The 14,721-nt window shown below is 70.5% G+C and carries 13 protein-coding genes; 10 read left to right on the top strand and 3 right to left on the bottom strand.

From position 1 onward, the window contains the following. Positions 1 to 14 precede the first annotated feature (14 nt). The gene (mmsA, locus tag S1361_RS14995; protein ID WP_208032348.1) at positions 15 to 1,517 is read left to right on the top strand and encodes a CoA-acylating methylmalonate-semialdehyde dehydrogenase; all 1,503 of its coding nucleotides are present in this window, start codon (positions 15 to 17) and stop codon (positions 1,515 to 1,517) included. A 57-nt stretch (positions 1,518 to 1,574) separates the two neighbouring features. Here mmsA and S1361_RS14990 read toward each other — a convergent pair whose 3' ends face one another. After that, positions 1,575 to 2,405, bottom strand: a complete 831-nt coding sequence (locus S1361_RS14990) for an SCO4651 family lipoprotein (protein ID WP_208032347.1) — start codon at positions 2,403 to 2,405, stop codon at positions 1,575 to 1,577. Positions 2,406 to 2,835: 430 nt separating this feature from the next. Here S1361_RS14990 and S1361_RS14985 point away from each other — a divergent pair, with 430 nt between their 5' ends. The 9 genes from S1361_RS14985 (at position 2,836) to S1361_RS14945 (ending at position 11,987) form a co-directional block, all read left to right on the top strand. Then, positions 2,836 to 4,227, top strand: coding sequence for an APC family permease (locus tag S1361_RS14985; RefSeq protein WP_208032346.1), 1,392 nt, complete (start codon positions 2,836 to 2,838; stop codon positions 4,225 to 4,227). A 180-nt stretch (positions 4,228 to 4,407) separates the two neighbouring features. Next, complete coding sequence (locus tag S1361_RS14980; protein ID WP_208032345.1) at positions 4,408 to 7,056, top strand: CocE/NonD family hydrolase; 2,649 nt, start codon at positions 4,408 to 4,410, stop codon at positions 7,054 to 7,056. Continuing rightward, a complete protein-coding gene (locus tag S1361_RS14975; RefSeq protein ID WP_208032344.1) occupies positions 7,053 to 7,907 on the top strand; it encodes an ABC transporter permease in 855 nt (284 codons plus the stop codon). Before S1361_RS14980 ends, S1361_RS14975 begins: the two co-directional genes overlap by 4 nt. 180 nt (positions 7,908 to 8,087) lie before the next feature. Then, positions 8,088 to 8,432, top strand: coding sequence for a hypothetical protein (locus S1361_RS14970; RefSeq protein ID WP_208032343.1), 345 nt, complete (start codon positions 8,088 to 8,090; stop codon positions 8,430 to 8,432). Between the two features lie 119 nt (positions 8,433 to 8,551). Next, on the top strand, positions 8,552 to 8,830 hold the full coding sequence (locus S1361_RS14965) for a hypothetical protein (RefSeq protein WP_243769178.1): 279 nt from the start codon (positions 8,552 to 8,554) through the stop codon (positions 8,828 to 8,830). Positions 8,831 to 9,130: 300 nt separating this feature from the next. Continuing rightward, the gene (locus tag S1361_RS14960) at positions 9,131 to 9,397 is read left to right on the top strand and encodes a hypothetical protein (RefSeq protein WP_243769177.1); all 267 of its coding nucleotides are present in this window, start codon (positions 9,131 to 9,133) and stop codon (positions 9,395 to 9,397) included. Positions 9,398 to 9,700: 303 nt separating this feature from the next. Next, on the top strand, positions 9,701 to 9,976 hold the full coding sequence (locus tag S1361_RS14955; protein WP_243769176.1) for a hypothetical protein: 276 nt from the start codon (positions 9,701 to 9,703) through the stop codon (positions 9,974 to 9,976). A 178-nt stretch (positions 9,977 to 10,154) separates the two neighbouring features. Next, on the top strand, positions 10,155 to 10,382 hold the full coding sequence (locus S1361_RS14950; RefSeq protein WP_208032342.1) for a hypothetical protein: 228 nt from the start codon (positions 10,155 to 10,157) through the stop codon (positions 10,380 to 10,382). Positions 10,383 to 11,120: 738 nt separating this feature from the next. Then, a complete protein-coding gene (locus tag S1361_RS14945) occupies positions 11,121 to 11,987 on the top strand; it encodes an LPXTG cell wall anchor domain-containing protein (RefSeq protein ID WP_208032341.1) in 867 nt (288 codons plus the stop codon). Positions 11,988 to 12,033: 46 nt separating this feature from the next. Here S1361_RS14945 and S1361_RS14940 read toward each other — a convergent pair whose 3' ends face one another. Then, a complete protein-coding gene (locus tag S1361_RS14940) occupies positions 12,034 to 13,299 on the bottom strand; it encodes an NAD(P)-binding domain-containing protein (RefSeq protein ID WP_208032340.1) in 1,266 nt (421 codons plus the stop codon). After that, positions 13,299 to 14,555, bottom strand: coding sequence for a carboxylate--amine ligase (locus tag S1361_RS14935; protein ID WP_208032339.1), 1,257 nt, complete (start codon positions 14,553 to 14,555; stop codon positions 13,299 to 13,301). Before S1361_RS14935 ends, S1361_RS14940 begins: the two co-directional genes overlap by 1 nt. Between the last annotated feature and the right edge of the window lie 166 nt (positions 14,556 to 14,721).

Raw genomic sequence — 14,721 nt, 5'->3', positions numbered from 1 at the left:
AGGAGTCTCTGGGCATGACGAAGATCGTCAACCACTGGATCGGCGGGAAGTCCGTCGACGGCGCGTCGGGTACGTACGGGCCGGTCACCGACCCGGCGACCGGCGCGGTCACCACCAAGGTCGCGTTCGCGTCGGTCGAGGAGGTGGACGCGGCCGTCGCGGCGGCCAAGGACGCCTATCTGACCTGGGGCCAGTCCTCGCTGGCGCAGCGCACGTCCATCCTGTTCAAGTTCCGCGCGCTGCTCGACGCGCACCGGGACGAGATCGCCGAGCTGATCACCGCCGAGCACGGCAAGGTGCACTCGGACGCGCTCGGCGAGGTCGCGCGCGGCCTGGAGATCGTCGACCTCGCCTGCGGGATCAACGTCCAGCTGAAGGGCGAGCTGTCCACGCAGGTCGCGAGCCGCGTCGACGTGGCCGCGATCCGCCAGCCGCTCGGTGTCGTCGCCGGCATCACGCCGTTCAACTTCCCGGCGATGGTCCCGATGTGGATGTTCCCGATCGCCATCGCCTGCGGCAACACCTTCGTGCTGAAGCCGAGCGAGAAGGACCCGTCGGCGTCGGTCCGCCTCGCCGAGCTGCTGGCCGAGGCCGGCCTGCCCGACGGCGTCTTCAACGTCGTGCACGGCGACAAGGTGGCCGTCGACCGCCTGCTGGAGCACCCGGACGTCAAGGCCGTCTCCTTCGTCGGCTCGACCCCGATCGCCCGCTACATCCACACCACCGCCTCCGCCCACGGCAAGCGCGTCCAGGCCCTCGGCGGCGCCAAGAACCACATGCTGGTCCTGCCGGACGCCGACCTGGACGCGGCGGCCGACGCGGCGGTGAGCGCCGCCTACGGCTCCGCGGGCGAGCGCTGCATGGCCATCTCGGCGGTCGTGGCGGTGGGCGCCATCGGCGACACGCTGGTGGAGAAGATCCGCGAGCGCGCCGAGAAGATCAAGATCGGTCCGGGCAGCGACCCGGCGTCCGAGATGGGCCCGCTGATCACCAAGGCGCACCGGGACAAGGTGGCCTCGTACGTGGAGGGCGCCGCCGCCGAGGGCGCCGAGGTCGTGCTGGACGGCACCGGCTACACCGTCGAGGGCTTCGAGGACGGCCACTGGATCGGCATCTCGCTGCTGGACAAGGTGCCGACCAGCGCGAAGGCGTACCAGGACGAGATCTTCGGCCCGGTGCTGTGTGTGCTGCGCGCCGACACCTACGAGGAGGGCGTGGCGCTCATCAACGCCTCGCCGTTCGGCAACGGCACCGCGATCTTCACCCGGGACGGCGGCGCGGCCCGCCGCTTCCAGCTGGAGATCGAGGCCGGCATGGTCGGCGTGAACGTGCCGATCCCGGTGCCGGTGGGCTACCACTCCTTCGGTGGCTGGAAGGACTCGCTCTTCGGCGACCACCACATCTACGGCAACGACGGCACGCACTTCTACACCCGCGGCAAGGTCGTCACCACGCGCTGGCCCGACCCGGCCGACACCCCGGCGGGCGTGGACCTGGGCTTCCCGCGCAACCACTGAGCCGGACGGCACGGTGCCCCGCCCTCCTCGCAAGGGGAGGACGGGGCACCGTCGCGTTCAGCCCTGCTGCTTCCGCTGCTTCTCGATGACCTCGGTGAGGTCGGCAGTCCGCGCGGCGGGCGGGGTCTTGACGGTGACCGCCTTGCCGAACTTGTCGAAGTCCATGCTGATGGTCATGACGCCGATCTTCTCCTTGAGCCGCACCGGCAGGTCGTCGGGGCCGACCCACACGTCCATGAGGATCGACTTCGCACCGGTCGCCTTGCCCATGGGGCTGCCCTCGCCGTAGACGTCCTTGAACCTGCCCATGTGCGCGCTGTCGATCACGCCGCGGTAGTGCGTGGTGCGCCGGCCGTTCACGGTCTGCGTGCCGAGGTCCTGGACGTCCTTGGCGTACTTCAGGCCCTTCATGGAGGCGGAGGGGCTGCCGCTGTCCCCGCTGAGGGCCTGCGCGCCCTTCTTCCCGAAGAAGACGGAGCCGTCGACCTTGATCCAGTCCTTGCCCTGGTACGGGCCGGAGGGGAAGCGGTCCACGTCGTAGTAGTAGACGCCGTCGACGAACAGCACGTGCGTGGTGGGGGAGTGGTTCACGGCCTGCATGTTCGCGGCCCTGGTGTCCATCTCCACGTCGAAGGCGTATCCGTGGCCCCAGGAGTACGTGCCGTTCATGGCGATCGGGCCGCTGGTGCCGGTGTCGGTCGTCATCCGCACCTCGGCCGACCCCAGCGCCTCCGTCCGGTCCGTGGCCCGGGCCAGCGCCGCCATCGCCGCGTCGGCCTTGTCGACCGCCTTGACGGCCTTCTTCACGCCCTCCGTGCCGCAGCCCGAGGCCGCTACCAGCGCCGCCGTCGTGAACGCCACCCACGCGCCGGTGTGCCGCATTTTCATGTCCCACCCCAAAGCTGTGCGTCTGCTGTGCGCGGCGCACTCTATCGGCCACCACTGACATGCACGCGACCGGATTACCGTCCGGATACCGGACGGCTGACATTTTTTTGACGCGACGGCTGCGGTTCCCGTTCTGCCCGGACGAAACGGGTAGCGAAGGGGAAACTGGTAGATGACCTTTGAAAGCAAGGTCACATTCGGTATGAGCTTGATGGATGCACTTATAAGGCTTCGCAGCCTGGGAAAGTTATGCACCGTACCGGTTCCTGGAAGTGCGGATTCCGAAGGTAAACGGCCATTGACGCAGCGGTTTTCGTCGGGGTTCGCTATGCACCGCCGGGAGCGGACGAGAAGAACGTACGACGATCCGCCGGAGGCGATAGCGCTCCCGACGCCATCCTCAGTCGCACGAGTCGATCGGAACCGCCGTATGACCGACACGCTTCAGAAGTCCGTGGTAGACACCCCTTCAGCCCCCGCGCCGGGGCTGAAGCGCTCCATCGGTGTCGTCGGCGGAACGCTGCTGACGCTGTCCTGCGTCACCCCCGCCTCCACGCTCTTCGTGGTCGTCCCCGATCTGTTCGGCTCCCTCGGCACCGCCACCGCCCTGACGATCGCCATCGGCTCCCTCCTCTGTATCGCCGTGGCGTTCTGCTACTCCGAGCTGGGCACCCTCATCCCCAGCGCGGGCGGCGAGTACGCCATGGTCTCCACGATGGCCGGACGGCTGACGGGCTGGCTCGTCTTCGTGCTCTCCCTGCTGGTCGTGATGATCGTGCCCCCGGTGATCGCGATGGGCACGGCGGACTACCTCGCCCCCCTCGTCCACCTCGACCCCTCCATGACCGGCGCCGGCGTGATGCTGCTGGCCACCCTCGCCGGCCTGCTCGACCTGCGCGCCAACGCCTGGATCACCGGCATCTTCCTGGTCCTGGAGGTCGTCGCCGCCGGCGTCGTCGCCCTGCTGGGCTTCTCGCACAGCCACCGCGGAACGGGCAGCCTGGTGTCGATGCAGGTCGCCGGCGCGCACGGCCACACGGACACCGTCACGGCCATGCTGGTGGTCTCCGGCCTCGCCATCGCCCTCTTCGTCACCCAGGGCTTCTCCACCGCCGTCTACCTCTCCGAGGAACTGGAGAACCCGCGCCGCAACGTCGCCCGCACGGTCCTCGCCACCCTCGCCATCTCCACCGTGGTCATCCTGGTGCCGGTCGCCGCCATCACCATGGGCGCCTCCGACCTCGACGAGCTGACCGGCGGCGACATCAGCTCCATGGTCACCGCCTGGTCCAACTCCGCGGTCGGCACCTTCGTCAGCCTCTGCGTGGCCCTCGCGATCATCAACGCGGGCATCGTCATGGTCATCCAGAACTCCCGCGTCCTGTTCGCCTCCGCCCGCGACAAGGCCTGGCCCGGCCCGGTCAACACCGTCTTCTCCAAGCTCGGCCGCTTCGGCTCCCCCTGGGTCGCCACCCTCGCGGTCGGCGTCCCCGGCGCGGTCCTGTGTTTCGTCAACCTGGACACCCTGTACGGCGTCACCGGCGTCTCGGTGACCGGCATGTACCTGCTGGTCGCGGTCGCCGCCCTGCTCGCCCGCCGCGGCTCCCACAAGCACACCCCCGCCTGGCGCATGCCGCTCTGGCCCGCCGTGCCGGTCCTGCTCATCGCCGTCCTGGCCTACATCCTGACCCAGCAGGAGACCACCTACCTCCTGTGGACCGGCGGCATCACCGCCGCGGCGACCCTGTACTGGGCCCTGTACCTGCGCCCGCGCAGGGAGACCCACTGGCTGGTGTCGATCCCGGAGGACGCACAGGCCTGAGGTCCGCGGGCGCGGGGAACTGCGCGACCGGCCACGGCGAACCGGCAGCCGGCGGACGACCGAGCTGTCGCCCGTACCACGACCGCGGTACGAAACGGCCGGCCCGTACTCCCGGGGAAGGGCCGGCCGTTCACCCCCAGGTCTGCCGCGGTCGTCAGCCCCGCCCCGTACCGTTGACGCATGGATCTTCGACTGCCCGCCCTGCGGAGCGTTCGGCGGCCCCGTCGGCTCCTGGCCGCCGCGGCCGCCGTCGCAGTGCTCGGCGGCGCCGGGACGTGGACGGCGGCCGTCGCCTCCGACGACACGCGGACCGTACGCGTCAGCGACCAGGTCATGGCGGTCGACGGGGTGCGCCTGGACACCTCGTACATCACCCCGGCCGACGGCGGCCGCCACCCCGCGGTCCTGCTCGCGCACGGCTTCGGCGGCAGCAAGCAGGACATGCGCCGGCAGGCCGAGGACCTCGCCCGGGACGGGTACGCGGTCCTGACCTGGTCCGCGCGCGGCTTCGGCAGGTCCACCGGGAGGATCGGCCTGAACGACCCGAACGGCGAGGTCGCCGACGTCTCCCGGCTCATCGACTGGCTGGCGAAGCGGCCCGAGGTCCGGCTCGACAAGCCCGGCGACCCGCGCGTGGGCATGGCCGGCGGCTCCTACGGCGGCGCGGTCTCCCTGCTCACCGCCGGACACGACCGGCGGGTCGACGCCATCGCCCCGGCCATCACCTACTGGAACCTCGCGGACGCCCTGTTCCCGAACGGCGTGTTCAAGAAGCTCTGGGCCGGCATCTTCGTCAACACCGGCGGCGGCTGCGCCCGCTTCGAGCCCGCGCTGTGCCGGATGTACGACCGGGTCGCCGAGTCCGGCACCCCGGACCCGGCCGCCCGGAAGCTGCTGGAGGAACGCTCGCCGTCGGCCGTCGGCGACCGCATCAAGGTGCCCACCCTGCTGCTGCAGGGCCAGACGGACTCCCTGTTCACCCTCGGCCAGGCCGACGCGGCCGCCCGTGCGATCCGCGCGAACGGCGCCCCCGTCGACGTCGACTGGATCGCCGGCGGACACGACGGCGGCGACATGGAGACCAGCCGGGTCGAGGCACGCGTGCGTGCCTGGTTCGACCGGTACCTGAAGGACGACAAGGCCACCGACACCGGCCCGGCGTTCCGGATCACCCGCACCGGAGGCATCGACTCCACCGACGGCACCGCCCAGCTGCGCGGCGCGAGCGCCGCCGCCTACCCCGGCCTGCACGACCACGCGCGCTCCATCCCCCTCACCGGCGGCACCCAGCACGTCACCAACCCGGCCGGCGCCAGCCCGCCCGGCGTCTCAGCCCTGCCCGGCCTCGGCGGCTCCGGCGGCCTCTCCCAGCTGTCCGCGCTCGGCGTCGGCGTCTCCCTGGACTTCCCCGGCCAGTACGCGAGGTTCGACTCGGCGCCGCTCACCCGCGACCTGCAGATCACCGGCGCCCCGACCGCCACCGTGCACGTCACCTCCACCGGCGACGACGCCGTCCTGTTCGGCAAGGTCTACGACGTCGGCCCCGACGGCACCCGGCAGGTGCTGCCCGCCCAGCTCGTCGCCCCCTTCCGGGTGACCGGTGCCAAGGCGGGCAAGGACGTCACCGTCACCCTCCCGGCGATCGACCACGCGGTGCAGAAGGGCCACCGGCTCCGCCTGGTCCTCGCCTCCACCGACCTCGGCTACGCCTCACCGGCCGCCCCGGCCACCTACACCGTCTCCCTGAAGGGAGACCTGGGCGTGCCGACGGCCCCCGCGGTCAGCACCGCCGCCGCGCCCCTGCCCGCCTGGGTCTGGTGGCTGCCCGCGGCCGGCGCGGTCGCCGCCCTCGCCCTGCTGCTCACCACCCGCCGCCGTACGGCCGCCCCCGCGCCCGACCCCGAGCTGGCCGAGGTCCCGCTGGTGATCACGGACCTGAGCAAGCGGTACGCCGGGTCCACCGACCGGTACGCCGTCCGGGACCTCTCCTTCCGGGTGGAGAAGAGCCAGGTCCTCGGCCTCCTCGGCCCCAACGGCGCCGGTAAGACCACCACCCTGCGCATGCTGATGGGGCTGATCCGGCCGGACGAGGGCGAGATCCGTGTCTTCGGCCACGCGATCCGGCCCGGCGCGTCGGTGCTCTCCCGGGTCGGCGCCTTCGTGGAGGGGGCGGGCTTCCTGCCGCACCTGTCCGGCCGGGAGAACCTGGAGCTGTACTGGCGGGCCACCGGCCGCCCGCCGGAGGACGCCCACCTGGACGAGGCCCTGGAGATCGCCGGCCTCGGCGACGCGCTCGCCCGCGCGGTGCGCACGTACTCCCAGGGCATGCGCCAGCGCCTGGCCATCGCCCAGGCCATGCTCGGCCTGCCCGACCTGCTCATCCTGGACGAGCCCACCAACGGCCTGGACCCGCCCCAGATCCGCGAGATGCGCGAGGTGATGATCCGCTACGCGGCCGGCGGCCGTACGGTGATCGTCTCCAGCCATCTGCTCGCCGAGGTGGAGCAGTCCTGCACCCACCTGGTGGTGATGGACCGCGGCCGGCTGGTGCAGGCCGGCCCGGTCCGGGAGATCGTCGGCTCGGGCGACACCCTGCTGGTCGGCACCGCCGTACCGGTGCAGGAGCCGGTGGTCGAGAAGGTGGGCGCGCTGGACGGCGTCGCCTCCGCCGTGCGCACCGACGACGGACTGCTGGTCCGCCTCGAACCCGGCGGCACCGCCGAGCGGCTGGTCGTGGAGCTGGTGCGGCTGGAGGTGCCGGTCGCCTCGGTCGGCCCGCACCGCCGTCTGGAAGACGCCTTCCTCACCCTGATCGGAGGTTCCGCATGAGCACGCTCACCGAGGTCGCCTCCGGCTACCAGGCGGGGCGCACCCTGCCGCTGCGGGTCGAGCTGGTCCGCCAGCTCAAGCGGCGCCGCACCCTGGTCATGGGCGCGATCCTGGCCGTGCTGCCGTTCGTGCTGCTGATCGCCTTCGCGATCGGCGGCGACCCGGGCGGCCGGAACAACCAGGTCACGCTGATGGACACGGCCACCGCCTCCGGCGCCAACTTCGCCGCCGTCAACCTGTTCGTCTCGGCGGGCTTCCTGCTGGTCATCCCGGTCGCCCTGTTCTGCGGGGACACGGTCGCCTCCGAGGCGAGCTGGTCCTCGCTGCGCTACCTGCTGGCCGCCCCGGTGCCCCGGGCCCGGCTGCTGTGGTCCAAGCTCGTGGTGGCGCTCGGGATGAGCCTCGCCGCGATGGTGCTGCTGCCGCTGGTGGCGCTCGCCGCCGGCACGGCAGCCTACGGCTGGGGTCCCCTGGAGATACCGACCGGCGGCGCACTGGACACGGGTACGGCGGCCCAGCGGCTCCTGGTGGCCGTGGCGTACGTCTTCGTGTCCCAACTGGTCACCGCCGGGCTGGCGTTCTGGCTCTCGACCAGGACGGACGCCCCGCTCGGCGCGGTCGGCGGCGCGGTCGGCCTGACCATCGTCGGCAATGTCCTGGACGCCGTCACCGCCCTGGGCCACTGGCGCGACTTCCTGCCCGCGCACTGGCAGTTCGCCTGGGCCGACGCCGTCCAGCCCCGCCCCGAGTGGTCCGGCATGATCCAGGGCGCGGCGATCTCCGTCACCTACGCGCTCGTGCTGTTCGCTCTGGCCTTCCGGGGGTTCGCGCGCAAGGACGTGGTCTCCTAGGGCCGATCGGCGCAGGACGCGTCGCCATTTCGAGTGATCGGCCGGGCGGTCCACACGCGTGGTGGGGTGCCCACTCCGGTGATCATATCCCCAGAAAAGGTGCATAGGAGACATTCCTGCGCCGTGATCCGGGGTGACCACCCATGGCGGGTGGCCACCCCAGTGACCCTGGGAGGACCCTTGTCGCATCGCACGCTTCGTTCGGCGGTCATCGCGCTGCTGGCTTCCGTGCCGCTCCTCGCCGCCGTGCCCGCGCAGGCTGCCGCACGGCAGACCTTCCCCTGTGCCGTCGGCATCCAGAAACTCGACAACACGACGACCAGCACGGTCACCGTCAACATCTACTGCGCCCAGGCGCAGAGCGTCGCCGTGACGATCACCGCGGGCGGCGCCGTGCTGCTGAGCGCGCAGGAGGCCGTCCAGGCCAACGTCGGCCAGACCGTCACCGTCACCGCGCCCCGGGTTCCGCGCGTCTGCGCGACGCTGCGGACGGGCACCGCGAACACCATGCTCTGCACCCCCTGACGGCATCCCCGGGCGCCGCCCGGCCGGTGACACTCCGTCGGGTGTGTCGGACATGAGAGACAAGTGAGACGACTGTTATCATCTGTGACGAGTCGTGCACGGACCGTAAGGAAGGTCGTGTGCGTGAGGAAATCGGAGAAACGATGCAGAAGCTCAAGAAGGTCGCGGCGGTAGCGGTCATGGTCGGCGGCATGGGCCTGGTCGGTGGCGGGGTCGCCAGCGCGCACGGCGGTCACGACTACGACGACGTCCCTTACGTGCACAACCTGCAGGCCGTGGACTGCGACCAGGACTTCGACGGAGGCGCCGCGTTCGTCAACACCCCCCTCGCGGTCACCGGCGACAACAACCAGAACATCGGCAACTTCTGCACCGTGATCGGATCCATCGGGGACTGATTACAGGGACTTCGACGGCGAGAGGTCGTGGTCCGCACCCTCTGGTGATTGCGCCCTCGCCGACATCCCTCCACAGCACGCGGTCGCCGCCATCCGTCCATGAGCCGTAAGGCATGGGTGGAGGGCGGCGACCGTCGTATGAGCGGTGTGGTGAAGGCCGGCCGGGCGATCGTCTTTTTTTCTTAAATACCGGAATAACTGGATTGCAGGCGCGTAATCGCGTGTGTCGGGAATAGGGGTTTAAGGCGGGGTCGTGTTATTCTCTGTGACGAGTCAGACACGGTCCGTAAGGAGGGTCGTGTGTGTGAGCAAATCGGAGAGACGATGCAGAAGCTCAAGAAGGTCGCGGCGGTAGCGGTCATGGTCGGCGGCATGGGTCTGATCGGTGGCGGTGTCGCCAGCGCTCACGGCTACGACGGCGAGTACCCGATCGGCAACCTTCAGCCCGTCGAGTGCGAGCAGTCCTTCGACGCCGGCGCCGCCTTCGCCAACCTTCCCGTCGCCGGCGGCGACAACAACCAGAACATCGGCAACTTCTGCACGGTCATCGGGTCCATCGACGACTGAATTCGGAACGCCGTACCAAGCAGGTCCCGCTCCCTGGGGTGGTATCGAACCCCGGGATGAGAGGGAAAAGCGCCTCCGACGGGTGCGCACGAGGAATGTGAACTCCTTGTGCCACTGCCTGTCGGAGGTGCTTTGCGTGGGCCCTATCGGGGAGTGGGGTTGCGCCCGCCTTGTCACGCGTCACTCGGAAAGACCAATAGGGGATGCTGGTGACACTCTTTCGGGTGTGTCTGGAATCGCGAATTATGTGAGGCGTGTGTTAGCGTCTGTAATCAGTCAGGCACGGTCCGTAAGGAGGGTCGTGTGCGTGAGGAAATCGGAGAGACGATGCAGAAGCTCAAGAAGGTCGCGGCGGTAGCAGTCATGGTCGGCGGCATGGGCCTGGTCGGTGGCGGCGTCGCCAGCGCGCACGGCGGCCACGACTACGACGACGTCCCCTACGTCCACAACCTGCAGGTCGTGGACTGCGACCAGTCCTTCGACGGCGGCGCCGCCTTCCTCAACGCCCCCGTTGCCGCCGGCGACAACAACCAGAACATCGGCAACTTCTGCACGGTCATCGGGTCCATCGGGGACTGACTTCAGGACGCCGGTTCGAGCGGGTCCCCCCTTTTCGGGTGCGGGACCCGCTCCTCGTCCTTCCACGGGACGTCGGCAGGAGCCCGATGTCCCTCTTTTCGCTACTAGATGCGGCAACGCGTCAGTCGTGGCCGCGAGTCAACACATGGAGGTACGGATGCGCAGGTTGAGGAAGGTCATGCTGGCGACCAGCGTCATCAGCGGCATCGGCCTGACGGCTGCCGGGGCCGCACAGGCCGCGGACTGCGATGGCCAGGCGCCCCACCCCGCCGTCGAGAACGCGCAGTCCCTGGATTGCGAACAGGAATTCTCCTCGCTCGTGACGGTCAATGCGCCGGTCGCCCTCCTCGGTGACAACGTGACGAACATCGGCAATTTCTGCACCCAGGTCGGCCACGCCGAGTGATCGGGTGACCGGCTCAGGGGGTGGGTCCTGTGTTGTGGGCTTGCCCCCTGTGCGTCGAGCCGCACACGGGGGTCGGCACGGAGGGCGATAATTCCTATCTGTTTCTGATTGTTTCTTGTATTTTTTCATCGGGGAAGCGGTGGCGGCCATCATTATTGTGATGGCCGTCCAGTTGTTTTTGTGCAATTCGCATCAGCTGCGCCCCGTGGGCCGGCCGGGTGAACTCCTTCCATTGCTAGCCCGAAAGAGTGCCAGCTGCTTGAGCGGGAATTGTCTGGTGATGCAGTATCGGTCCCGTCCTCGGGCTGAAGAGGGGCGAACATGTCATGCCTCGGAGGGAATGTGGCTGATGCGATCATCTTGCCGCGTTGTCCGGAATCGGGAAAAGCGTCGTTTCGCACAGAGTCCGAGGCGCGGGCCTGGCTGGTAAAGCAGCCACTGCTGGAGAAGATTCCCGACCGTATCTACCGGTGTTCGGACTGTCGCTACTGGCATTTCACCGGATCGCATTACTGGACCAGTCAGCAGATCAAGTGGCGACGGAACTACGGCCGACGTGAAGTCGCTTCTCGGCGCAGCAGCAGGAAGAAGGGCAGGCGCTGAGAGTTCTTCAGCAGCAGGATCTCGTGCAGTAGCCGAGAACCCGTCTCCCTTCAGCTCCCAGTCGGCGCCGGCACGTCAGGCACGACCTGAGGTCCGGGCCGACCTCCCCCTTCCTCGATCAGAAAGACGACCAGAATGCGACAGAACCTGAGCAGGGGAATGGTCGTGGCCAGCGCCGCGACGAGCATCCTGTCGCTGTACGTCATCCCGGCGTTCGCGAGCTCGCACACCGAGGCCCCGGCGGGACCACTCGGCAGTCCGTCCGGCCACGCCCTCCCCGATGTCCCGGTGGACCATGTCGAGGGCGACTGCGCCGAGTCCCTCAAGGTGAGCGCCGCGCCCGACGCGTCCACGGGGAAGTCCTGCAACACCAGCACGACCTCCCACGCCACGCACGACGCCGAAAAACACGGTGCCGGTCAGCCGCACGGCACCGGCAGCAAACGCACCGCTCAGACCGGTGCCGCCGGCTACGGTGACGACGACACGGCCGACAGCGTCCCGGTGCGCACCGACGGCAGCGGCACGGCCGGCACTGCCCCCGCGCCCGGTCATGGCGGCGGCCTGGACGGCGGCCTTCCGGGGCACGGGGACGGCACCGGTCTGGACGGCGGCCTGCTCGGTCACGGGGACGGCACCGGCCTGGGCGACGGCCTGCTCGGTCACGGGGACGACAACGGCCTGGACGGCGCTCTCCCCGGTCGCGGGGACGACAACGGTGTCCACGTGCACGGCACCGAGCTGGGCTACGGAGACACACCGTCCACGCCTCCCACCACCCCGCCCGTGTCGCCGCCCCCCACGAAGACCCCGCCCGCGAAGACCCCGCCCACGCGGCCGGCCACCCCGCCCAGCACCCCGGCGTCACCGCCCGCGCAGTCGCCCTCCCTGCCCAACACCGGTGCGGGGGACCTGACGTTCATGGCCTCGGGTGTGGCCGCGCTGCTGACCACCGGCGGCGTCCTGCTGTACCGGCGAGGCCGGACCGCAACCCGCCGGTAGTGCGCCGCTGCGGGTGCCGGACCACGCCCGGCACCCGCAGCCTCCGTCAGGAGCGTGCCACGGACGGTACTTCGGCGCGTCCCCAGACCGCCGGTGCCGGGACCACCGCGGCCGGTGCGGGGACGTCCAGTCGGCGGCGTACCCCTTGCACCAGCGTCGACGCCGTGTAGGTCGCGCCGTGGACGAAGCGCATGGCCGGGCCGAAGGCGGAGGCGGTCAGCAGGCCCGCCAGGAACAGCCCGGGCTGCGACGACTCGAAGGAGCGCCCGACCACGGGGGCGCCGTCCGCCGTGGTCGCCAGACTCCCGCGCAGATCGGCGGAGAGCAGGCCGAGGCGGTCCACGGTCGCCCGGAACCCCGTGGCGGCGATCACGTGCTGCGTCTCCAGGGAGAGGCGCCGCCCGTGCCGGCTCACCGTCTCCAGCCGCACCCCGCCCGGAATCGCCCGGGCCGAGCCGACCTCGCGGTCGAGCAGCAGCTCGACCGTGGTCTCGACCCGGTCCCGCACCCACCAGGCGCCCGCCGGGCCGAGCGCGGTGGCCGCGATGCGCGCCCGGGTCGTTTCCGGGAGGCGGTGGAACAGGCCCGGGCACTCGGCGTAGAACCAGTTGCGCCAGCCGCAGCCGAGACCGCTGTGCGGGGCACGGGCCGACTCCCGCCAGGGACGCCGCAACGGCGGCGGCACGTCGTTCCAGCGCAGCTCTTCGGCACGGGCCAGTACCCGTACCCGCGTGCCCTGTTCGGCGAGAAGGGCGGCGGTCTCCAGGGCTGCCTGGCCACCGCCGACCACCGTGACGTCCTTGCCGCGGAAGCGGCCGAGGTCGCTGTGGTGGCTGCTGTGCGTGACGAGCGCGGGGTCCAGTCCGCGCAGTGCGTACGGCACCTCCACGAACGGCATCAGACCGATCGCCAGCGCCACGGTACGGGCGCGCAGCACCTCCCCGTCCTCGGTCACCGCCTCGAACCCGCCCTGGCGGGCGGTCAGCCGGCGCACCGTCCGTTCGTCCACCGGGGGTACGGCGTTGGACGCGAACCACAGGCCGTACGCGGCGAACATCGCCACCGGGATGGGCTCGGCATGGCGTGCCGTCACCCCCTGGGTCGCGCAGTAGGCGTCCAGACGCCAGCGTCTCTCGGGGTCTGCCAGGTTGGAGGCCCACGGCTCCGACTTCAGATACATGCCGCGGGGCATGTTGTCCCGCCAGGCCGCCATGGGGCGCCCGAGGACGCGCAGGTTCAGCCCCGCGGCCGCGGCATGTGAGGCGATCGACAGGCCGTACGGGCCGGCGCCCACTACCAGAAGGTCGTACATCAGCAACTGCTCGCTTTCTCGTCGGTGAGGGATGGTTCGGCCGCCCGGTGCATCGCGGGCGGTGGGACGGGAGCCGTGGCGGCGACGCGCAGCCGCTCCCGCAGCCGGCGGGTCACATGCCGGCACCACAGGGCCCACATCGCCCGGCCGGGTGCCGGGTCGTCGGGGGCGTACCAGGCCAGTTCGCGCCCGCGCGGCGCCGGTCGCAGCGCAGCGAGCGGCGCGTAGTTCTCCACCACGAACTCCCGCCCCGCCCGTGCCGCCCCCTCGGGCAGCGGACGGCGTGTCAGGTCCAGGTGCAGGGCGCGTACGACGTCCAGCCCGGCGGTGTCGGAGAACAGCCGGAACTGGGCGCCCGGGCGGGGGTTGAAGTCGAGCAGGTGGTAACGGCCCGTGGTGCCGCAGCGCCGGAAGTCGAGGTCGAACACGCCCCGGTAGCCCAGTTCGCCGGTGAGCCGCTCGGCGAGCGCCCGTACCTGGGCGTTGGGAGTCCAGCAACCGACCGCCGTCAGTCCCGCCGTGCGGGGCCAGGCCCGTCGCTTGCGGCCCGAGCCGCTCGCCCGCACGGTGCCGCACCGATCGGTGTACCCGTGGAAGAACCAGTCGCGGTCCGGGCCGGGCAGAAGGTATTTCTGCAGCAGCAGCGTGTTGCCGGTCCGGCCGGTGCGCAGGTACAGCTCCCTGGCTTCCCGGGCGGAGCCCACCAGCACCGTGCTGCGCAGTCCGCTGCCGGGCGGCAGCAGCCAGGGCCGGCTCCACTTCGCCACCATCGGCAGGCCCAGCCGCCGGGCGGCCGCGGCCGCCTGCGCCGGGCTGTCCGGGATCAGCGTCTCCGGGTGCGGGATGCCCACGGAGGCGCACGCGGTGGCCAGGTCGGCCTTGTCGGCGACGTGCTCGGGCAGCACGCCCGGCATGGCGGGCAGCAGGTAGGAGGACGCGAGTTCCCTGCGCATGCGGCCGACGGCGATCGCACCGGCGTCGTCCAGCGGGACCAGGACGGCCGGGCGCGGGAAGCGCTCGGCCACCCTGAGCAGTGTGTCGGTGATCTCGCGGGGGCCGGCCCCGGGCGGTGGCGGGGCATGAAGGTGCCGCAGGAAACGCGAGCGGGACACGGGACTTCCCGCGGAATCCGCCACCAGATGCACCTCGACTCCCGCTCTGCCGAGCGAGCGCACGGCTCCCAGCGTTCCGTGGTGAAAAGGGTTCCGGTCGATCCGCAGCAGCACGGCGGGGACCCGGATGTCCAGCAGCGACACGGACTTTCCTCCTCTGGGTCGGATGTGGCGGGTTATTCACCCGTGCGATGGTTCCGGCCCGTCTGAAAGCCGTAACCGCGCTGGCGAAATTCATATCGATATGACTGTGTGTCCATGAGAGGAATGTGCAGCGAGAAAGCAGCAGTCCAGCGGAGAAGGGTGCAGG

The organism is Streptomyces cyanogenus (assembly GCF_017526105.1).
Classification (GTDB): Bacteria; Actinomycetota; Actinomycetes; order Streptomycetales; family Streptomycetaceae; genus Streptomyces; species Streptomyces cyanogenus.
This window is presented reverse-complemented; position numbering and strand designations above follow the sequence as displayed.